The sequence below is a fragment of the Limnospira sp. PMC 1279.21 genome, from assembly GCF_032349615.1.
GTDB lineage: Bacteria > Cyanobacteriota > Cyanobacteriia > Cyanobacteriales > Microcoleaceae > Limnospira > Limnospira fusiformis.
The window spans coordinates 1-20,524 of sequence record NZ_JARPLU010000092.1 but is presented as its reverse complement, the minus strand read 5'-3'; the positions used below and the strand labels follow the sequence as shown (position 1 = coordinate 20,524).

The window sequence follows — 20,524 nt, the reverse complement described above, 5'->3', positions numbered from 1 at the left end:
ATTCCAGGTTAGCACCGACACCCCCACCTGCCTTGGGCAGGTGGGGTGAGCTTCATCAGATTGCCTAAAATTATATGTACAGATATTGATCAGAAAATATGTCAAAAAACCGTTCTGGATTATTTGTTAGCGGTCTAGTGATTGGGTCTGCCCTTGGTACAGTAGTCGGTCTACTGATTGCGCCGCGGTCTGGTCGCGAGACTCGAAAACTATTACAAAAATCGGCGGCGACTCTCCCGGAGTTAGCGGAAGATGTATCAACCACAGTGCAAAATCAAGCTGAACGAATGTCAGCATCAGCTTTGCGTAGTTGGGATGATACGCTAGTGCGACTAAAAGAAGCGATCGCCGCCGGACTAGAAGCGAGTCAGATGGAACGTCAGACTCTATCGGAACTTGAGAATCAGAATTTGGCTGAACCCCAGGAGACGAAAAGCGATCGCCGCTAAAAATAGTTATCGTGTTTGGAGCGAAGAGACACTAGCGATCGCCAGTTTCGATATCATAGTGTTGTCCGTTATCGCCGAATCCTACCATTGTTGTGCTTGATCCTATTTTTTGGCTAGGACTGTCCCTATTATTGGTTGCAGTCAGCCTGACCGCCTTATTAATTGCAGCACTCCCGGCGATACTCGCCTTGGGGAGAGCAGCACGCAGCGTCGAAAAATTAGCTGATACCCTGTCGCGGGAATTTCCTCCCACCCTAGAGGCTATTCGCCTAACGGGGATGGAAATTAGCGATCTGACAGATGATGTAGCCGAAGGAGTCCAAAGTGCTAACCAAGTAGTTAAACAAGTTGATCGCAGTATTAGCAGCGCTAAACAACAAGCGAAACAACTAAAAATCGGGACTGGGAGTATTGTCGCAGGTATCCGTGTCGGTTGGGGAACCTTCACGGGTAAAGGTCGCCCTTCCCACCAACCCAGTTTACCCCCAGAACGCTCCTCCCAGAGACTACCATCCGATCGCGATCGACTTCAATTAGGGGGAAACCCACCCTCCTATGAAGACTATGATTCTGAAACCCGACAGCCCTACGATTGAAAAAAAGCCATGGTAAATATCTAAGTAATTGACCAGTAATAATTATTGAATATCCACAGTTCCCAGCCCTAGCCATGAAAAAAGGGAACTTTCAAAAAAGTCCCCTATCAGTGTCCAGTCAAATATCGAGTAGACCACCCAATTTAATAGTCAGTCTAGTTATCCGTTTTTCCCAGTTAGGTAAAGGTCTTTTCGGATTCTATAAGTTAGATAATAACCCATAGAAGCACAAAAAACAAGCATATTGTGTGAAATTTATGCAAAAATTTGTAAAGTTTAGGCAAAGCCCTTACATTCGATCTAATACCGAAATCCCCAATAGGGATAGACCCAGCCTCAAAGTTTCAGCCGTTAAGTGACACAAAGCTAAACGAGAAGCGCGATCGCATTCATCAGCTTTCAAAACTGGACAGCGATCGTAAAACTGATTAAACTTCTGGCTCAATTCAAACAGATACTGACACAATCGATTCGGCAACAACTCTTGGGCTACCGTATCGATAACCTCATGTAATTGTAGTAAATGTTTAGCCAAAGTCAACTCAGAAGGGTCTTGTAAATGAATACTCGCCCTATCCCCCACCTGTTCAAAATCAATACTCCCCTTACGGCTAATCCCCTGAATCCGCACATAGGCATATAACATATAGGGAGCCGTGTTACCCTGTAGAGACAGCATCTTATCAAAACTAAAGATATAATCACTGGTGCGATTTTGACTCAAATCAGCATATTTAACCGCATCAATACCAACCACCTCCGCCACATGATGCACAAATTCTGGAGACTCTGCGCGTCCTTCCTGCTGTAGGCGAGTTTCCAAATCCTCCTGAGCGCGTTTAACCGCTTCGTCCAAAAGATCCCGCAGCCTGACCGTTTCCCCAGACCGAGTTTTTAGCTTTTTCCCATCCTCTCCCTTAACGAGACCAAAGGGAACATGGACCACATCCACCCCATCCGGTATCCACCCCACCCGACGGGCCACCTGCCACACCTGGGCGAAATGATTAGCCTGACCTGCATCAGTGACATAAATTAGACGAGTAGCACCTTCCGTGTTAATCCGATGACGCACCGCGGCCAAATCCGTAGTAGCGTAGTTATAGCCGCCATTGGACTTCTGCACGATTAATGGTAGGGGGTCTCCTTCCTTATTGGTAAATCCTTCTAAAAATACGCATTTTGCGCCTTGGTCTTCCACCAATAACCCAGATGCTTCCAAATCCGCCACCACTTCCGCCAACATGGGATTATAAAATGATTCACCCCTTTCGGTGAGTTTAATATCAAGGCGATCATAGATTTGTTGAAACTCCCGGCGAGACTGATCACAAAGCAATTCCCAGGCGCGGCGACTATCCTCGGCTCCTGATTGTAAACGGACTACCTGCTCGCGAGAGGCTTCTTTAAACTCTTCATCTTCATCAAACCGCTTTTTGGCTTGACGGTAAAACTCGACTAAATCCCCAATATCTAAAACGTCAGCAGTAGTTAAGGCTGAGGGGTATTTTTCCTGTAGGTAAGTAATCAACATCCCGAATTGTGTCCCCCAGTCGCCAACGTGATTCAGTCGTAGCACCTGATGACCTTCAAACTCTAAAATCCGGGCGATACAGTCCCCGATAATGGTCGATCGCAAATGACCAACGTGCATTTCTTTGGCAATATTGGGGCTAGAAAAGTCTACAATCACGTTTTGTGGGTTTCCATTCGGGGCGATTCCTAACCGAGGGTCAGTTAATTTAGCATTAAGTTGGGTTTCTAGGTACTCTGATTTGAGGCGCAAATTGATAAACCCAGGTCCGGCAATTTCTGGAGGGGAGCAGATATCATCAATTTGAAGATGCTCTATAATGGTGCTGGCTATCTGGCGAGGGTTACTTTTGAGCCTTTTGGTTAGGGACATGGCAACGTTGCACTGATAATCCCCGAATTTGGGGTTACTGCTGTTAACTATTAATGGATCAGTCCCGCTGACGGTTTCCCCAAAGGCATCAGTTAGGGCTGTTTCAAATCGCGATCGCATCTGTTGGATTAGAGAAGACATAATTTTCGGCTGCCGATTACGCAGTGGTTGGATTACAGAAAACATGATATTTTTTGCCGATTATATACAAATCGGCCCTTTGACCATCCCCAAGGGTGATCAACATCTATACTGGCTGATTTTATCGCATTAGGTCAACTCTTCGTTGTTTAGTTATGTGGATTTATGGACTATTAAATCCCGGTTTTTTCACAGAACAGAATCTATATTTACCCAAATATACACAAGCCATATAAAATAAAAATAAATTAAACCGCGCTCTCTTGGGGCTCACTATTTACTTGATGGACAACAGGCAGTCAAAATGTTAGAAGCACTTATTTGGATAGGGATTTTTGCAGTTAGTCTGGCGGTTCTCATCTATGCCTCGGATTCCTTTACAGAATCAGCTAGTAAACTGGGGCTATTTTTCGGCTTGAGTCCCTTTATTGTGGGCGTGACCATTGTGGCGATCGGTACCTCTCTTCCTGAACTGGTTTCTTCTCTGGTAGCCGTTTATCGAGATACATCAGAAATTGTAGCTAGTAATGTTATTGGTTCTAATATTACTAATATTTTTCTGATTGTTGGGGTTGCCGCCGTTATCAGTAGTCCGATGAAGATTAATTATGACCTGATTTCTGTGGATCTACCTATGTTGGTTGGTTCCGCTATTTTGCTCTATTTTACCATTAGTGATGATTTTTTCACCACCGGAGAAGCTCTGTTATGTCTCATCGGATTTGTGATTTATCTGGTTTATATTATCCGAGAAGGTCAAGAGGATAATGACCAGCAAATTGACGAGGAGGTGAACTCCACTCGATTTGTGATTGTGAATTTGGCGATTGTGATTTTGGGCGCGGTTTTTATCTTTGTCGGCGCTAACTATACCATTGAATCGATTATTAAACTCTCAGAAATTTTCCATCTGGGAACTGAGATTATTGCCGTTACTGTAGTGGCTTTAGGGACATCTTTACCGGAGTTGGTAGTCACTATTTCTGCCGCTCGAAAAGGTAATGCAGAAGTGGCGATCGGAAATGTGGTCGGCTCCAATATTTTTAACTCCTTAATCGTTATGGGAGTGCCGGGACTGATTAAACCGTTAGATATCCCTGATGAGATCTTAATTAATGCTCTTCCGGTCATGCTGGCGGCGACTTTACTGTTTTTCTTTGTCACCCAAGATAAACAGGTAACACAATGGGAAGGATTGCTATTTTTTGTGCTTTACGGTTGGTTTGTTGGTCACATTTTTGGCTGGTTATAAACTGTCCCCAGCAGAATAACTCCCCCAACCAATAGCCAGTCATCAGTAGGGGGGAGATTTTTCGCTCCTACTGATGATTAACAGAGGCGAAGGGAGTCTCAAGTTGATTTGGCTGCGTCAGAATCATCAGAGTTGGCTTTTTTTTGCCAGTTTAAGCTGTTCTTCGATTTGCTCTCGATGACTGACGGTGGTTTGGCGGGACTGTGGCCAACTGCGATCGCCTGTTTTCTCGGTTCCCGATGACTCAGAAGGATCACCGTTCAGCGTTTTGGCAATTCTAAGCTGCTCTTGAATCTGATCTCGGTGACTCAGAAGCGGTTCACGGGGAACTTTCCGACCCGCTACAGTTCTCCGAGGCGGAGGGGGAGGAGGAGTAGGAGAAGTCGGGGGAGATGCTAATGGTGCGATCGCATCCTTGAGCAGTTTAATCGCACTGTTACGAGCATCTGTTTGTTTCGGTAACAAATCTATTAGTTCCCGGATAGTTTGCTCGTACTGGACTTCTTCGGGAGATATCAACGGGGTGGATAATCTAATTGGATCTCGCTGAACAGCAGCGATCGCCTGACGCACCGTTTCTTGGATTTTACCCCTGTAGGTTTTCGCTCGTTGCTCCTGTTTGTTTCTACCCTCCTGACAAGACGCATACAACGGCGGCAGACGGTTAAGAGCATAGGTTGCTACTTCAACCCGACTAATATACTTTAGTAAATTCTGTGACAGACGCTGTAACTGACGATCAATTTCTTCATCTACCCAAATCTCCATCACATTTTGGTATTGTGGCGGTTTGTTATCGTTAGTAGTATTCATTTCATGAATTATATAGTAATAGTTCTATATTTAAATCAGTAGCATATTACTTGTGGATTGGCTCAATATTCTCTGTCTCCTTATCAAAAATTTACGCAATTTTGAGCAAATTTTATAAATCCCAGAGGTTTGTAAAGAACAACAATATAATAAGGGGTTATGCCCATCATGGGTATTACCACCCACCAAGACTGCGAGGACAAGTTACAGGACCATGATCTGATGAGCTGGCTAGTCACCTTGAGGGATGTACTTTTAGTCCTGATATTTATCGTGACAGTAGATTTATAATAGATAGTAAATTTGACTAACACCTAGTTAGTCACCATTTATACTCAATATATATTAACCAATTATGAATAGATTAAAATGGCAGTTGTCCAAAATATTCAACCGCAGACAACTATCTAAACTGGTTAGAGCCTTAGCCCAACTACTCCGAGAATTGATAGAAATCGTGTTAATTTTAGTAGCTGTTTTCCTGTTAATTTCTGCAATCCTATATATAGAAGACACCCTACAAGCCAACACAGAATGGGGTAAATTCTTTATAAATGCCCTAGAAAAGTCCCGAATTCTTGGCACATTTGAAAGCATCAGTATTGTCACAGCATTAGTAATTTATGTCAGACAAGGAAAAAAGAAATCTCATTACGAAGCATGGCAAGTCATTGACTCAGCTCAAGGCATTAAAATTAGCCATGCTCGCATTAAAGCCCTAGAAGAATTATCAAAAGACGGAGTAAGTCTTAAAGGTTTATCTTTACCAATGGCTGATCTGGAACAAGTGACCTTGGTAGACACCGACTTCAAAGAAGCAAATCTAAAAACCGCTAAACTCCAGGAAGCCAACCTAAAAGGCAGTACCTTTGAACTCACCCAACTCCAAGGCGCTAACCTATGGAAAGCCAATTTACAGGAATGTTTTTTTCTGCTTACCCAACTCCAGAAAGTCAACCTAAATGCAGCCAACTTAGAAAATGCTGAACTTCAGGGAGTCAATTTATTAGAAGCTAATTTACAGCAAGCCAACCTACAGGGAGCCTATATTTTAGGAAACTTACAAGGAGCCAACTTTCAAGAAGCAAATTTAAAAGGTGCAAACCTTCAGGGAGCCTATCTTCAGGATGCCAACTTTAAACGAGCCAACTTGCGGGGAGTCAATCTTAAAGATGCCAATTTAACCGGGGTGAATTTTGAAGAAGCCAATTTACAAAGCGCTAACCTGCAAAATGCTCAGGGATTAACCCCCCAACAAATTAGAGTAGCCAAAAATTGGGAACAGGCTCGTTATTCTAAGACTTTTATCTTGAGTTTAGGACTACCTCAAGACTCATCATTGGTCAACCCAGAAGAGTTGACCTAAATCTACGATTATGGCAATAAAGATACCCATAAATTGGGGATAGTTCAATCAAAACTCAACCATCCCCAAATTTGATTGGGTGTTAATTCCAACTGGATACCATCCAAAACAGGTAGCACAGTATCTCCCTCATACAACTCTATTTTTTGTTCAGGAAACACCAGGATGACACTGCCATCTTCATCTGGATTAATTAACCATCCCAACTCCGTACCATTTCTTGAACACAATAACAACTTAGACAGAACTCTGGTCAAGTTTTGTTCTGGGGACAAAATTTCAATACACCAGTCAGGATATGTTTGAAAGCGATTAGCAATTCTCCCGGAAGGTTCGCGAGGAATCCTGGACCAGCGAAATACAGAAATATCTGGCACAATTGACCTGCCATCAAAAGTGCAGCGCAATTCAGGAAAAGCCTTAGCAATTTTCTGAGTCTTGGCTACCTGATTGATAGCTTCACAAAGATCGACTTGAATTGAACTATGTTCTCCCTGTGGCATAACTTTCTGAGTAATTTCTCCATTGATAAATTCTGAAGCTGGCTTAGTTTCCGGAAGTTTCAGAAACTCCTCCAACTCAAGCTGAGGTTGAGCAATTGTAATCATGTCAGTTCTGTTAAGAGTAAACTGGATTGTATCTTAGACAAGAGATGAGTTGGCATACATGGCCACCAAGTTAAGCCTAAACCAACTATAACATCTACAGTTTAGGACATTCAGCCAAGTAGGAGTTGAGGGTATGAGAATATTAGTAACGGGTGGAGCCGGATTTATTGGTTCCCATTTGATTGACCGACTAATGGAACAGAAACACGATGTTCTGTGTCTGGACAACTTTTTCACGGGGAATAAGCAGAATATTCTTAAATGGATAGGGAATCCTTACTTTGAACTGATCCGCCATGATATCACTGAGCCAATTCGCCTAGAGGTGGATCAGATTTATCACTTGGCTTGTCCTGCTTCCCCAGTACATTATCAATACAACCCGGTCAAGACCATTAAAACTAATGTCATGGGGACTTTGAATATGCTGGGTTTAGCCAAACGGGTCAAGGCTCGATTTTTGCTGGCTTCCACCTCAGAAGTTTACGGAGATCCAGATGTTCACCCCCAAACTGAAGAGTATCGGGGTAATGTTAACTGTATTGGTCCCCGTTCCTGTTATGATGAGGGGAAACGGGTAGCGGAAACTCTGGCTTTTGACTACTACCATCAAAATAAGGTAGATATTAGGGTGGCGCGCATCTTTAATACCTTTGGACCCCGTATGCTGGAAAATGATGGACGGGTGGTGAGCAATTTTATTGTCCAAGCTATCCGGGGAATTCCTTTAACAGTTTATGGTGATGGTTCCCAAACCCGTAGTTTTTGCTATGTTTCGGATTTGGTGGAAGGACTGATTCGCCTGATGAATGGGGAGTATATAGGGCCAGTTAATTTGGGTAATCCGGGAGAATATACGATTTTGGAGTTGGCTACCAAAATTCAACAGATGATTAATCCTGATGCCGAGATTCAATATAAACCCTTACCCCAAGATGATCCGAAGCAGCGACAACCGGATATTACCAAAGCCAAGAAGTATCTTAATTGGGAACCTACGGTACATTTAGATGATGGACTCGAGCTAACCATTGAAGATTTTCGGAGTCGGGTTATCCTTGAGAGTAAGTAGTTTAGGTAATTGCCGATTGATGGGTCTTCTACAATTCTAAATGGTTGTGCTAATAAATCATGGCACTGCTATAACTCCTGTTGTATCAATCATTTGAGGAAGTTTGTATGCGTGTTTGTGTAATCGGTACTGGATATGTGGGTTTAGTAACCGGGGTTTGTTTGGCTCATACAGGTCATGATGTGATTTGTGTGGACAACAACGAAGAAAAAGTTAAGTTGATGAAGTCGGGACAGTCCCCAATTTATGAGCCGGGACTTTCGGAGTTGATGAAGTCCTGTGCGGAGTCTGGGAAGTTGTCTTTTACTTCTGACCTGAAAGCTGGGGTTGAACATGGGGATATTTTGTTTATTGCGGTGGGAACCCCTCCCCTACCAACAGGAGAAAGTGACACTCGATATGTGGAAGCAGTGGCGCGAGGAATTGGCGCTAATTTGACCCGTGGATCTGGTTATAAGGTGGTGGTGAATAAGTCTACGGTTCCTATCGGTTCGGGGGACTGGGTGCGGATGATTGTTCTTGATGGTTTTACTGAACAACAAAAGGAACAAGGAACTTCTGGGTCGGCGGGAGAATTGCAGTTTGATGTGGTTAGTAACCCGGAATTTCTGCGGGAAGGTTCGGCGATTTTTGATACTTTTAATCCCGATCGCATTGTTTTGGGAAGCAATAGCCAAAAGGCTTTGGGTCTGATGCAGGAATTATATCAACCCATTGTAGACCGTAAATATGCTGATGATCCCGATTTACCTCCGGTTCCGGTGGTGATGACTGATTTAAGTTCTGCGGAAATGGTCAAATATGCGGCTAATTCCTTCCTGGCGACTAAAATCAGTTTTATTAATGAAATCGCCAATATTTGCGATCGCGTTGGTGCTGATGTTAAACAGGTAGCCACTGGTATCGGTTTAGACTCCCGTATTGGTAACAAATTCCTGCAAGCTGGTATTGGTTGGGGGGGGTCCTGTTTCCCTAAAGATGTCTCGGCTTTAATTCATACCGCCGATGATTATAATTATGATGCCAAACTGTTGAAATCAGCCGTAGAGGTCAATAATCAGCAGCGGGTAATTGCGATCGAAAAATTGCAGCAAGTTCTCAAAATTCTGAAAGGGAAAACCATTGGTTTACTGGGGTTAACCTTTAAGCCGGATACTGATGATATGCGGGATGCACCCGCTTTGAATTTGATTGAACAACTCAGCCGTTTGGGAGCCAGGGTGAAAGCCTATGACCCGATTATTTCCCAAAGCGGAATGCGTCATGGTCTGTCTAATGTGATGGTGGAAACCGACCCAGAATTGATGGCTGAGGGTTGTGATGCTTTGGTCTTAGTAACCGATTGGGAACAGTTCCAAAACCTTAACTATGCCAAAATGGTTAAATCTATGCACAGTCCTGTTATCATCGATGGTCGGAATTTCTTAGACCGCGAAAAACTCCAAGAACTTGGTTTCCAATATGTGGGAATTGGACACTAACTTATCATGAGTTAGTTTAATCTGCTAATTATCACTAATCAGAAAGAGATATATTGGATATATTGATAAATCTGGTTTCTCCCCAATTAAAAGACGGAAGATATTACCAACCTTCCGTCTTTATTTATTTGTTGATTTAGCGGTTAATTACACACGATTCTAGGCGTTAGAATCGTTAGTAGGTAGGAGAGCTTCTACCGAGGTATCGGGGGCGATTTTGGGAGCTACAAACCCGCCTGAGTAAAGCACCGAACCGCGTTGTTGTTGAGCAAATACCGGGAAGATTTCACGGACTTGAGAAGCAACTTCAACAGTTTTTACATCATAGGTTTGAGTAGCTACTTTGGGATATAAACCAATCCCGATAATTGGTAATAGCAAACAGGTAGCAATCATCACTTCGCGAGGTTGGGCATCTCCCAGATATTTATCAATGTTGAATCCGCCACTATTTTCACCGTAGAAGACAACCCGCAATAGGTTCAGTAAATAAATGGGGGTTAAAATTAGACCGACAGCAGCTAAACCAATCACTACAATTTTGAAGCTGGAACTGTAGATATCGCTAGTTGTGATACCGAGGAAGATAGTTAATTCTCCGACAAAACCACTCATTCCAGGTAGTGCTAAAGAAGCCATTGAACCAGCAGTGAAGAGGGCAAACACTTTAGGCATATCCTTAGCCATACCGCCTAATTTTGCCATTGATAGGGTGTGGGTACGTTCGTAGGTAACACCTGCTAGGAAGAACAGCATGGCGGCGATTAAACCGTGGGAAATCATTTGCAGAACCGCGCCGTTCAGTCCCAATTCAGTTAAGGAAGCAATACCCAGGAGGACAAAACCCATGTGGGAGATAGAGGAACAAGCTAATCGACGTTTGAGGTTATCTTGAGCAAAGGCGCTTAATGCACCGTAGACAATATTAACCACTCCTAGAATTGCCAGAATTGGGGCAAAATACAGGTGAGCGTTGGGTAGCATTTCCATGTTCATGCGGATTAAGCCGTAACCACCCATTTTGAGCAGAACACCCGCTAAAATCATTGATACAGGGGCGGATGCTTCGCTATGAGCATCAGGTAGCCATGTGTGGAGGGGGAAGATAGGGAGTTTGACGGCGAAGGCAATTAGGAAGCCTGCATACAAGAATAATTCTAAGGCTAGGGGATAGTTTTTGTGAGCGAGGGTGCTAATGTCGAAACTGGGGTTGGAGCCGTAGAATGCCATGGCTAGGGCGGCGGCTAGGATGAAGATGGAACCTAGGGCAGTATATAGGATGAATTTAGTAGCTGCATAGAGGCGCTTGGCTCCACCCCAGATGGAAATCAGGATATAAACGGGAACCAGTTCTAGTTCCCACATCAGGAAAAATAATAGCAGGTCTTGGGCTGCGAATACCCCCATTTGGGCGGAGTACAGCACTAATAAGAGGAAATAAAATAGTCTGGGCTTGTTGGTGACGCGCCAGGAAGCTAGAATAGCTAATGTATTAACGAAACCTGTTAGCACGATTAGGGGCATTGATAGGCCGTCTACTGCTACTGACCAGTTCATGCCTAATTGGGGAATCCAACTATAGGTTTCGGCTAGTTGGAATGTTGAATCGTTGAGATTGTAGTTAGAAAAGAAGCATACAATTGTCAGAACTAAGTCGAGCAAACCGACTCCTAGGGCATACCAGCGGATAGTTTTGCCTTCTCGGTCGGGAATTAGGGGAATGGCAAAGGATGCCAACAGGGGAAATAGGATAATTGCTGTTAACCAGGGAATTTGACTGCTCATGGTCAGTGTGTGAGAATAAATACCTATTGGTTGGTTGTTAGTGAATTATACTCAAAGAGTAAAGTTTTGTTAAGCCTTTTGGCAAATTTTGTTTCGAGATTGTCTGAATTCACTTGACAGTCAGGGTTTCAGGCTTTGTTTTTTTTTGTGTCCTGGGTGATCCTTGACTGTCAAGATTGATTATAGTCTATGGTTATAGGTATGTCAACTCATTTGAGTCTATTAAAAAATGGGGTCGGTGGACCACTTCTAGGGACTTTGGTTGAAAAAGATGGATATTTATTCAGAAGCGACAAACTCTGTGTCACAATTGGGATCGGTTTAACCCATTTGTTAAGAAGTATAAAGCTGTCATCAGTTATGGAACCCCTTTATCAATATGCCTGGTTAATTCCGGTGTTGCCCCTCTTTGGTGCAATGCTGGTAGGCATAGGGCTAATCTCATTGAACAAAGCCACTAACAAAATTAGACAGGGAAGCGCTATATTCCTGATTTCCCTGTTAGGTGCATCAATGGTTTTGTCCTTTGCTCTCCTAGCCAGTCAAATCAACGGCCATGAATCCTACACTCGTATAATTGAGTGGGCGGCGGCTGGAGACTTTAAAATCAGTATGGGCTACACAATTGACCATCTGACCGCTGTGATGTTGGCGATCGTCACGACTGTAGCCCTATTGGTAATGGTCTACACCGACGGGTATATGGCTCATGATCCAGGATATGTTCGTTTTTATGCCTATCTGAGCCTATTTAGCTCGTCTATGTTGGGTCTGGTAGTTTGTCCCAACCTGCTACAAGTCTATATTTTCTGGGAATTGGTGGGGGTATCTTCCTACCTACTGATCGGGTTTTGGTACGATCGCAAACCAGCAGCAGATGCCTGTCAAAAAGCCTTCATCACTAACCGTGTCGGTGACTTCGGTCTGCTGTTAGGGATCCTCGGTTTATATTGGGCGACTAACACCTTTGAATTTGAGTTAATGGGGTCTCGTCTAGAACACCTAGTAGAAAGCGGGTCCATTAGTGGGGCGCTGGCTGCTCTATTTGCCATCCTAGTGTTCTTAGGTCCCGTGGCGAAATCGGCTCAATTTCCCCTCCATGTTTGGCTTCCAGACGCAATGGAAGGCCCGACCCCGATTTCCGCTCTCATTCACGCCGCCACCATGGTAGCGGCTGGGGTATTCCTGATCGCCAGAATGTACCCGGTGTTTGAGGGTATCCCCGTGGTGATGACTACGATCGCCTGGACAGGTTGCTTTACTGCATTTCTAGGCGCTAGTATCGCTATCACCCAAAACGACATCAAAAAAGGACTCGCCTACTCCACCATTTCCCAACTAGGCTATATGGTCATGGCAATGGGTGTCGGTGCTTATAGCGCCGGACTGTTCCACCTAATGACCCACGCCTACTTTAAGGCAATGTTGTTCCTGTGTTCCGGTTCGGTTATTCATGGTATGGAAGCCGTAGTCGGGCACGACCCGGTTCTAGCCCAGGATATGCGACTAATGGGGGGACTGCGGAAATATATGCCCATCACTAGCACCTGCTTTTTGATTGGGACTCTGGCTATTTGCGGCATTCCCCCCTTTGCTGGCTTCTGGTCAAAAGATGAGATTCTCAGCAGTGCCTTTGCTTCTAATCCTGCCTTGTGGGTGGTAGGCTGGCTAACGGCTGGTATTACGGCATTTTATATGTTCCGTATGTATTTCAGTACCTTTGAAGGTCAATTTCGGGGTAATGATACAACCATACAGCAACAGCTAACGGCGGAGGCTAACGGCCCTAATTATGCCTTTGGTCCGGGTGCGATGAACCCAGAGGAACTACATAGCGATGATCATGGTCATGGTCATAATCACGGTCATGGTCATAGTGATAGCCCCCATGAGTCTCCCTGGACTATGACTATAGCTTTGATGGCTTTGGCTGTTCCCTCTGTGTTTATTGGGTTATTAGGAACTCCCTTTAATAACTATTTCGAGATGTTTATTCATGCTCCTGGGGAGTCAATAGCCGAGGTTATGGAACATTTGGCTGAGTTTGAACTCGGCGAATTTGTGATTATGGCGGGGAGTTCCGTTGGCATTGCTTTGATTGGTATTACTTTGGCATCCTTGATGTACTTGAAACATCAAATAGCTCCAAATGCGATCGCTAAAAAAATCCAACCTCTTTACCAATTCTCCCTAAACAAATGGTATCTCGACGATATTAATGACCTCCTTTTTGTCAAAGGAAGTCGCCGCCTCGCCCGTCAAATTCTCGAAGTTGACTATCGAGTTGTTGATGGTGCTGTTAACTTAACAGGTTTAGTCGCTTTAGTCACCGGAGAAGGTCTCAAATACTTAGAGAATGGTCGCGCTCAATTTTACGCCCTAATTGTATTTGTAGCAGTCCTCGGCTTTGTCGTATTTTCCGGCATTGGCTAACTGCAATTACCCCCGTGTTTCCGTAATTTGGGGAAGTGGAAAATCTCCGGTTTAACTAACCATTAGATTCACAACACTTTCCCAATCTTGTAGTGAATGATTGGCGCTTGTGTCCTAAGCGTGAAAGGACAACTAAAACATGACAATGGCTAATTTTCCTTGGCTGACGATTACAATTCTGTTTCCCATTGTGGCATCACTTTTTCTACCGTTTATCCCTGATAAAGAAGGGAAAACGGTGCGCTGGTATGCCCTAATCGTGGGATTGATTGACTTTTCAATTATTGTTTATGCCTTCTGTACTGGCTATGACTTGAATACCCCCGGTTTACAGTTGGTAGAACGTTATGACTGGCTGCCCGAAATCGGTTTGAGTTGGTCTGTGGGGGCTGATGGCTTATCTATGCCCCTAATTATCCTCACCGGATTTATCACCACCCTAGCGATTTTAGCCGCTTGGCCAGTGACTTTTAAGCCCAAACTTTTCTACTTCCTAATGTTGGCGATGTATGGCGGTCAGATTGCCGTTTTCGCTGTCCAGGATATGTTGTTATTCTTCCTGGTTTGGGAGTTGGAATTAGTTCCGGTTTACCTAATTCTTTCAATTTGGGGCGGTAAAAAGCGCCTGTATGCGGCTACTAAGTTTATTTTGTATACCGCAGGCGGTTCCCTGTTTATTTTGGTGGCAGCCCTGACTATGGCTTTCTATGGCGATGCTGTTACCTTTGATATGCAGGCGATCGCCATTAAGGACTTCCCCATTAAACTACAATTACTCCTGTATGGTGGCTTTCTGATTGCATACGGGGTCAAATTACCCATTTTTCCCCTTCACACCTGGCTACCTGATGCCCACGGAGAAGCTACCGCCCCCGCCCATATGTTACTAGCGGGTATCCTCCTAAAAATGGGCGGTTATGCCTTGCTACGCATGAATGTGGGAATGCTACCCGATGCCCATGCCACCTTCGCCCCCATTTTAGTGATTTTAGGCGTAGTTAACATCGTCTATGCCGCCTTCACTTCTTTCGCCCAACGCAACCTCAAGCGCAAAATTGCCTATTCCTCAATTTCTCACATGGGGTTTGTGTTAATTGGTATGGGCTCATTCACAGAAATAGGCCTCAGTGGTGCCATGTTGCAGATGATTTCCCATGGCTTAATTGGGGCTAGTTTATTCTTCCTGGTCGGCTGTACTTATGACCGCACCCATACCCTCATGTTAGATGAAATGGGGGGGGTTGGTTTAAAGATGAAGAAAGTTTTTGCCATGTGGACTACTTGTTCAATGGCATCTCTAGCCCTACCTGGAATGAGTGGATTTGTGGCTGAATTAATGGTGTTTATTGGTATTGCTACCAGTGACGCTTACAATGCCACCTTTAAAGTCTTAGTCGTCTTCCTCGCCGCCGTAGGTGTAATTATTACCCCAATTTATCTGCTGTCCATGCTGCGGGAAATTCTCTATGGCCCTGAAAATCAGGAACTCACCTCCCACGAAAAACTCGTAGATGCAGAACCCCGCGAGGTCTTCGTTATCGCCTGTTTATTAGTGCCGATAATTGGCATTGGGTTATATCCCAAAGTGGTAACACAAATGTATGATTCAACCACAACTCAACTCACCGCTTTAATGCGGCAGTCTGTCCCCACTTTGGTTAACAATAATCCCATTGCTACCAATACTCAAGAATTGGTTTCTCTAAATGCTCCCATTATCGGTAAGTCCCTGTCTGAGAATTAACCAATTTAACCAATTCAATACCTAATTAATCATTCCCCCCCCAACTGCTGGGGGGATTTTTTGATTTTACCTATTCTCGTCGGCTGCTGACCCACCAGGTCAATCACAATAATGAACCCGCCTTCACTAGCCAATGATTGACACAAGGGTTGCTTAGTATGTGGGGGGGTAAATTCACAAAAGACTTATGGCCGCTGGTCTGGTGAAAACCATATATGATATAATTGTATATAGTCTTGTCTTGTTGATACCAGGAAAGCTCATGAATCCATTTTCCCATCAGAACCCTAATTCTCATAAAAATCATCAATCCCCCAATGGATTAAGCAATATCCATCATCCCTCGGAATCAGAAATCGAAGACCTGCAATTTAATGAATATGATCCGCGAGTGGTTAAAAATCTCAAAAATTCCTTTCTGTTTCTAGTAGTTATTGGCTTAGTTTTAGGGTTGTTTATTGCGGCGGGGGTTGTCTATATCATGAATCGATTGGATATTAATGCTCAACCTAGTAATAACTCTAGCATCCCACCATTTGAAGAATTGTTATGAATTTTCTTTTCTGATTAATTATTCCGTATTATACCGCTGTTCGGCGATTTCTTTGACTTTTTTAGAAAATTGCGGATAGTTTTCTAAAACACTGTCAAAATCTTCTTTTAACAGCACAAAAAGCTCACAATAGCTGAGGGTTTTAACCGAAGCTGTGCGACGGGTAGAATAAAGTAGAGCAATTTCGCCAAAAAATGACCCGGCTGACATGATTCTATATACTTTTCCAGTTTTCTCGGAAAAGGCTTGCACTTCTCCCCGTTGGATAAAATACATTTCATGTCCTAACTGTTCCTCCCTAATTATATAGTCATTAGGTGGCAATATTCTCGGCTTTAGTTTAACCACTAAGGCTTCAATACAAGCCGGATCAGCATCTTTAAATAGGGGGACTTTTTCCAATAATTCCTGATACAAATACAGATAAATTTTGGTTTTTAAAGAATTGGGGATTTCATCAAGAAAATCCCGGTCAAATGATGTGTCTCGGTTGCATTCCCACAGATATTGATAGTAGTCCCTAACCTGCGCCTGTAAAAAAGCGGGAATTTGGCGATCGCGCATATAAGACTGAACTTGATCAAGTTGTTCTCTAAACCTAGCCTGACTAGCATCTAAACTACTGACCACAGAAGCCACATTACCAATAATAAACGCATACATAGACACCCCCAAAATCATTACAACTAAAGTAAATGCAATCTCTAAGTTACTGGTGGGGGTAATATCGCCATAACCGACAGTTGTTAAAGTAGTAATTGACCAATATAGAGATTTCATATATTGGGTAGCTATGGGGGCTGTATCTAAGTTAGAATTAATTAACCAAGAGTCTCCGTAAGCAATCATTGACTTACCAATCCAAAACCAGATACAGGCGACCCAATGATCAATCAGAAATATAATCAGCACTAACTCAGTCATACGCACTAGGGCTGGATTAATTTTAACATTAGTCTCCCATCGCCGAAAAATTCTAAAAAATTGCGACAGTCTCAACAGCCTCGGTATTCTGAGGATAGCCAATATCAATACTGATAATTGAGGAAAAAATAGCCTAGCCATTAAATCCAGGGGGAGACTAGCGGCTAGGTTCATTTTCAAATATGTAGCCCGGTAATTTTGAGCGATTTTTTGCAGGTCTGTAATACATTCTCCTTGGTCAATATATGCCATCCTAAATCTTAGGAAAATATCCATGATGAAAATTAAGTCTGCGGCTAAATCTATCCCTAACCATAAATGGGAAGTAGTGGTATCAAAAGCTATGCGAAATGGGATAACAACAAAATTGTATAGTATCACCAAAACTAATAAACATTCCCATAAAAAAACTTCTTTTGATTCTGGGTCAAAGATTTGCATTTATATCATCTCTCCTGATTGACTGTATCCGCGATTACCAAACATGGGATAATTTTAGAAATTTTCAGCTATGATTAGATCTAACCATGGCATAAATATGGTATCTGAGATAGACTGGGGAAGAAACTTGTGTTTTCAAAATTTCCGGTAATTTTAGCTAGATAGTTGTTACAATAACTGATCATCATAGTACTAGCCAATTAATCATGATTCAGACCACGATCGCACCATTTCACGAAACAATTAAATCCCCTTTAACCAAAAACTCGATTAGGGTTTTACAGATTAATCTAGGAAAACGCTGTAACCTCGCCTGTACTCATTGTCATGTAGAAGCTGGTCCGCGACGCACCGAAGAATTAACCCCAGAAATTTGTGAACAATTAATTGAGTTAATTCGGCGTTTTCCACAAATTGAAACGGTAGATTTAACTGGTGGTGCGCCCGAAATAAATTATGGTTTTAAGCCATTATTAGAAGTGGCGAAATCCCTCAATAAACAAGTAATTGTCCGTTCCAACTTAACTATTTATTTGGTTAAGGGATTTGAGGATATCCCCGCCTACTGTAGCCACCACCAAGTCAGGATTATAGCATCTTTACCCTGCTATTTGCAAGATAATGTCGATCGCATGAGAGGTTCAGGGGTATATCAAGACTCGATCGCCGCCATTCAAAAACTCAACCAGCTAGGATATGGTCACGCGCCGGATCTGATTTTAGATCTAGTCTATAACCCAGCTTTACCCACCTCAGACAGCTTTTCCCTCCCCCCCCAACAGGAAAACCTACAACAAGCCTATAAGGTCTATCTGCGAGAGAAATTCGATATTGAGTTTAATCAACTTCTCACCATTACCAACCTTCCCATAGGTCGCACTAAGTTATTTTTACAGCGTCAAAAACTCCACGATAAATACTTAGATTTTTTGGCGGATAACTATAATCCTGATACCGTGGAAAATCTCATGTGTCGGAATGAATTATCAATTGATTATCTGGGAAATGTCTACGACTGTGATTTTAACCAGATGGAAAATCGACCCGCCAGAACCCCTGATGGTCAAAATATCACAGTTCAAACACTTCTGGAAGCTGACAGTTTAGATATCATTCAAACCGTCCACACTGAAGCCTATTGCTATGGTTGTACTGCGGGCTGCGGTTCTAGTTGTGGAGGTGCTTTAACATAATGATTTGGGGGCTAGTTTAGGCTCATACCCTTGACTATCGCCTACCATAAAGCCGGGAATATGTCAAGTAAAATCAATGATAATTCCTGGCTAATTAGCGGATAAGTTATAAGGTGAGTTTGGCAAAAATGTTGGCAATTCAAGATATATTAAGAAATGCGATCGAGTGGATAGACAGCTTAGGCGGCTGGGGGGCGGGAGTATTTATGCTCCTGTATATTGTGGCAACTGTTGCCTTTTTACCGGGTTCGATATTAACCCTAGGTGCGGGGTTTGTCTTCGGGGTAATTTGGGGTTCTGTTTATGTATCGATCGCCTCAACTTTGGGGGCAATTTGTGCTTTTTTAATCGGGCGATATTTAGCTAGGGGTTGGGTATCGGCAAAAATCGCAGGTCAAGCCCAATTCCAAGCGATCGATAATGCAGTAGGGAAGGAAGGCTGGAAAATCGTAGGACTCCTGCGCCTGTCGCCCATCTTTCCGTTTAACCTGCTAAATTATAGTTTGGGCTTAACCAAAGTTTCCCTAAAAGATTATTTTCTGGCTTCCTGGATAGGTATGATGCCAGGAACAGTCATGTATGTGTATATTGGATCTATTGCGGGTAGTTTAGCCACCCTGGGAACTGAGCGATCGCGCACAACAGGGGAGTGGATACTCTATGGCGTGGGACTTGTAGCCACCGTAGCCGTCACGGTCTATGTCACCCAAATCGCCCGCCGTGCGTTAAATGAGAAAATCGCCGGTCCTGAACGATCCTAAAACCTTCCCAATCGAGAAAAATTAGTTATAATGGTGGCAGCTTTGCCCAAAATCAGGTCGCAGTCATGCCACGTCAGGATACAATTTTTGAGCGCTATTTAGCGCCCATGTTCAAATTATTGGTAGACCGAGAAGCGATCGATAACTTGGACAAAAGTATCGATTGGGAATCAGTGTGCGATCGCCTTACTGACCCCAACCTCGTCTATCCCCAATATTACCAAACCCAAGACTTTCACGGTATCGAGGGAGGATACCTGAATAAAAGCGCCGCCCTCACCTACGACCCCATTACCCAATACGCCATTCCCCCCAATGAAACCTGGGTCCGCCAAGAAGCTATTGATACCATTACCGTTAAACCTAGACGCATATTAGACCTAGGGTGCGGCACAGGTTCAACTACCCTACTATTAAAACAAACCTTTCCTAATGCCGAAGTGATCGGCTTAGACTTATCTCCCTATATGTTGGCGGTGGCGGAAACTAAAGCCAAACAAGCCGGCTTAGATATCAAATTCTATCATGGTTTAGCAGAAGAAAGCGATCGCTTTGAATCTCAATCTTTTGACTTAGTTTCCGCTTCCCTGCTTTTCCATGAAACCCCCCCAGAAATAGCCATAGCCATAGCGCGGGAGGCTTTCCGACTTCTGAAAGCCGGGGGAGAAGTAATGATTCTTGACGGTCATCAGAAAATCTTACGCCAAAACCCCTGGCTAACCGAAATTTTTGAGGAACCCTATCTCAAAGATTATGCCACCGGAAGCGTTGATGCAACTCTTGGGGCGGCGGGTTTTGCGAAAGTGCGATCGGAGGATATATGGTGGATAAATCAAGTTACCGTAGGTCTCAAACCGATTATTAACCATTCCCCCAACATCAATTCACAATGGGAACAACAGCCCAATCATAACCCATTTCCTGCCCCAGCCTAAGATAATTAATACTTTGGTAGGGGCGGGTTCTGCTGTCAATCTCAATTCCCACAGATAACACTGGTAAATCC

The 20,524-nt window shown here is 43.5% G+C and carries 17 protein-coding genes; 12 read left to right on the top strand and 5 right to left on the bottom strand.

Going from position 1 to position 20,524, the window contains the following annotated elements:
* The first annotated feature begins 98 nt into the window (after positions 1–98).
* Entirely contained in the window at positions 99–449 is a 351-nt protein-coding gene (locus tag P5683_RS14600) for a YtxH domain-containing protein (RefSeq protein WP_006624796.1), read from the top strand.
* A gap of 92 nt (positions 450–541) precedes the next feature.
* On the top strand, positions 542–1,045 hold the full coding sequence (locus P5683_RS14595; protein ID WP_006624795.1) for a hypothetical protein: 504 nt from the start codon (positions 542–544) through the stop codon (positions 1,043–1,045).
* 289 nt (positions 1,046–1,334) lie between these two features.
* Here the strand turns inward: P5683_RS14595 and argS are convergent, their stop codons facing one another.
* Positions 1,335–3,092 carry an arginine--tRNA ligase gene (argS, locus tag P5683_RS14590; protein WP_150105289.1) on the bottom strand — a complete coding sequence of 586 codons (1,758 nt, stop codon included), beginning with the start codon at positions 3,090–3,092 and terminating at the stop codon, positions 1,335–1,337.
* A gap of 304 nt (positions 3,093–3,396) precedes the next feature.
* On the opposite strand from argS, the gene P5683_RS14585 reads away from it, so the two are divergent.
* Positions 3,397–4,344: a calcium/sodium antiporter gene (locus P5683_RS14585; protein ID WP_006624793.1), complete on the top strand. Its 948-nt coding sequence runs from the start codon at positions 3,397–3,399 to the stop codon at positions 4,342–4,344.
* 126 nt (positions 4,345–4,470) lie between these two features.
* On the opposite strand, the gene P5683_RS14580 is transcribed toward P5683_RS14585, so the two are convergent.
* The gene (locus P5683_RS14580) at positions 4,471–5,157 is read right to left on the bottom strand and encodes a late competence development ComFB family protein (RefSeq protein WP_006624792.1); all 687 of its coding nucleotides are present in this window, start codon (positions 5,155–5,157) and stop codon (positions 4,471–4,473) included.
* A 355-nt stretch (positions 5,158–5,512) separates the two neighbouring features.
* On the opposite strand from P5683_RS14580, the gene P5683_RS14575 reads away from it, so the two are divergent.
* Entirely contained in the window at positions 5,513–6,523 is a 1,011-nt protein-coding gene (locus P5683_RS14575; protein ID WP_006624791.1) for a pentapeptide repeat-containing protein, read from the top strand.
* Between the two features lie 44 nt (positions 6,524–6,567).
* Here P5683_RS14575 and P5683_RS14570 read toward each other — a convergent pair whose 3' ends face one another.
* The gene (locus tag P5683_RS14570) at positions 6,568–7,131 is read right to left on the bottom strand and encodes a Uma2 family endonuclease (protein ID WP_006624790.1); all 564 of its coding nucleotides are present in this window, start codon (positions 7,129–7,131) and stop codon (positions 6,568–6,570) included.
* 133 nt (positions 7,132–7,264) lie between these two features.
* On the opposite strand from P5683_RS14570, the gene P5683_RS14565 reads away from it, so the two are divergent.
* Positions 7,265–8,203: a UDP-glucuronic acid decarboxylase family protein gene (locus P5683_RS14565; RefSeq protein ID WP_006624789.1), complete on the top strand. Its 939-nt coding sequence runs from the start codon at positions 7,265–7,267 to the stop codon at positions 8,201–8,203.
* Positions 8,204–8,310: 107 nt separating this feature from the next.
* Positions 8,311–9,684 carry a UDP-glucose/GDP-mannose dehydrogenase family protein gene (locus P5683_RS14560; RefSeq protein WP_006624788.1) on the top strand — a complete coding sequence of 458 codons (1,374 nt, stop codon included), beginning with the start codon at positions 8,311–8,313 and terminating at the stop codon, positions 9,682–9,684.
* 159 nt (positions 9,685–9,843) lie between these two features.
* Here the strand turns inward: P5683_RS14560 and P5683_RS14555 are convergent, their stop codons facing one another.
* The gene (locus P5683_RS14555) at positions 9,844–11,469 is read right to left on the bottom strand and encodes an NAD(P)H-quinone oxidoreductase subunit 4 (protein ID WP_006624787.1); all 1,626 of its coding nucleotides are present in this window, start codon (positions 11,467–11,469) and stop codon (positions 9,844–9,846) included.
* Positions 11,470–11,829: 360 nt separating this feature from the next.
* Here P5683_RS14555 and P5683_RS14550 point away from each other — a divergent pair, with 360 nt between their 5' ends.
* The 3 genes from P5683_RS14550 to P5683_RS14540 all read left to right on the top strand — a co-directional run bounded on the left by P5683_RS14550 (position 11,830) and on the right by P5683_RS14540 (position 16,199).
* Entirely contained in the window at positions 11,830–13,902 is a 2,073-nt protein-coding gene (locus P5683_RS14550; protein WP_008049675.1) for an NAD(P)H-quinone oxidoreductase subunit 5, read from the top strand.
* Positions 13,903–14,047: 145 nt separating this feature from the next.
* On the top strand, positions 14,048–15,646 hold the full coding sequence (locus P5683_RS14545; protein WP_006624785.1) for an NAD(P)H-quinone oxidoreductase subunit 4: 1,599 nt from the start codon (positions 14,048–14,050) through the stop codon (positions 15,644–15,646).
* A gap of 262 nt (positions 15,647–15,908) precedes the next feature.
* On the top strand, positions 15,909–16,199 hold the full coding sequence (locus P5683_RS14540) for a hypothetical protein (RefSeq protein WP_008049677.1): 291 nt from the start codon (positions 15,909–15,911) through the stop codon (positions 16,197–16,199).
* Between the two features lie 18 nt (positions 16,200–16,217).
* Here P5683_RS14540 and P5683_RS14535 read toward each other — a convergent pair whose 3' ends face one another.
* Positions 16,218–17,564, bottom strand: a complete 1,347-nt coding sequence (locus P5683_RS14535) for an ion transporter (protein WP_006624782.1) — start codon at positions 17,562–17,564, stop codon at positions 16,218–16,220.
* A 206-nt stretch (positions 17,565–17,770) separates the two neighbouring features.
* Here P5683_RS14535 and arsS point away from each other — a divergent pair, with 206 nt between their 5' ends.
* The 3 genes from arsS to P5683_RS14520 all read left to right on the top strand — a co-directional run bounded on the left by arsS (position 17,771) and on the right by P5683_RS14520 (position 20,453).
* Positions 17,771–18,757 carry an arsenosugar biosynthesis radical SAM (seleno)protein ArsS gene (gene arsS, locus P5683_RS14530; RefSeq protein WP_006624781.1) on the top strand — a complete coding sequence of 329 codons (987 nt, stop codon included), beginning with the start codon at positions 17,771–17,773 and terminating at the stop codon, positions 18,755–18,757.
* Positions 18,758–18,885: 128 nt separating this feature from the next.
* Positions 18,886–19,518, top strand: coding sequence for a TVP38/TMEM64 family protein (locus P5683_RS14525; RefSeq protein WP_006669992.1), 633 nt, complete (start codon positions 18,886–18,888; stop codon positions 19,516–19,518).
* 65 nt (positions 19,519–19,583) lie between these two features.
* Complete coding sequence (locus P5683_RS14520; protein WP_006624779.1) at positions 19,584–20,453, top strand: class I SAM-dependent methyltransferase; 870 nt, start codon at positions 19,584–19,586, stop codon at positions 20,451–20,453.
* The last annotated feature ends 71 nt before the right edge of the window (positions 20,454–20,524 follow it).

Excerpts from the sequence above, each read along its gene's own strand:
- argS (WP_150105289.1), bottom strand. The coding sequence starts at position 3,092 with ATGTCTTCTCTAATCCAACAGATGCGATCGCGATTTGAAACAGCCCTA.
- P5683_RS14570 (WP_006624790.1), bottom strand. The coding sequence starts at position 7,131 with ATGATTACAATTGCTCAACCTCAGCTTGAGTTGGAGGAGTTTCTGAAA.
- P5683_RS14535 (WP_006624782.1), bottom strand. The coding sequence starts at position 17,564 with ATGCAAATCTTTGACCCAGAATCAAAAGAAGTTTTTTTATGGGAATGT.
- P5683_RS14565 (WP_006624789.1), top strand. The coding sequence starts at position 7,265 with ATGAGAATATTAGTAACGGGTGGAGCCGGATTTATTGGTTCCCATTTG.
- P5683_RS14555 (WP_006624787.1), bottom strand. The coding sequence starts at position 11,469 with ATGAGCAGTCAAATTCCCTGGTTAACAGCAATTATCCTATTTCCCCTG.
- P5683_RS14585 (WP_006624793.1), top strand. The coding sequence starts at position 3,397 with ATGTTAGAAGCACTTATTTGGATAGGGATTTTTGCAGTTAGTCTGGCG.
- P5683_RS14525 (WP_006669992.1), top strand. The coding sequence starts at position 18,886 with ATGTTGGCAATTCAAGATATATTAAGAAATGCGATCGAGTGGATAGAC.
- P5683_RS14545 (WP_006624785.1), top strand. The coding sequence starts at position 14,048 with ATGGCTAATTTTCCTTGGCTGACGATTACAATTCTGTTTCCCATTGTG.
- P5683_RS14575 (WP_006624791.1), top strand. The coding sequence starts at position 5,513 with ATGAATAGATTAAAATGGCAGTTGTCCAAAATATTCAACCGCAGACAA.
- P5683_RS14520 (WP_006624779.1), top strand. The coding sequence starts at position 19,584 with ATGCCACGTCAGGATACAATTTTTGAGCGCTATTTAGCGCCCATGTTC.
- arsS (WP_006624781.1), top strand. The coding sequence starts at position 17,771 with ATGATTCAGACCACGATCGCACCATTTCACGAAACAATTAAATCCCCT.
- P5683_RS14580 (WP_006624792.1), bottom strand. The coding sequence starts at position 5,157 with ATGAATACTACTAACGATAACAAACCGCCACAATACCAAAATGTGATG.
- P5683_RS14560 (WP_006624788.1), top strand. The coding sequence starts at position 8,311 with ATGCGTGTTTGTGTAATCGGTACTGGATATGTGGGTTTAGTAACCGGG.
- P5683_RS14550 (WP_008049675.1), top strand. The coding sequence starts at position 11,830 with ATGGAACCCCTTTATCAATATGCCTGGTTAATTCCGGTGTTGCCCCTC.
- P5683_RS14600 (WP_006624796.1), top strand. The coding sequence starts at position 99 with ATGTCAAAAAACCGTTCTGGATTATTTGTTAGCGGTCTAGTGATTGGG.
- P5683_RS14540 (WP_008049677.1), top strand. The coding sequence starts at position 15,909 with ATGAATCCATTTTCCCATCAGAACCCTAATTCTCATAAAAATCATCAA.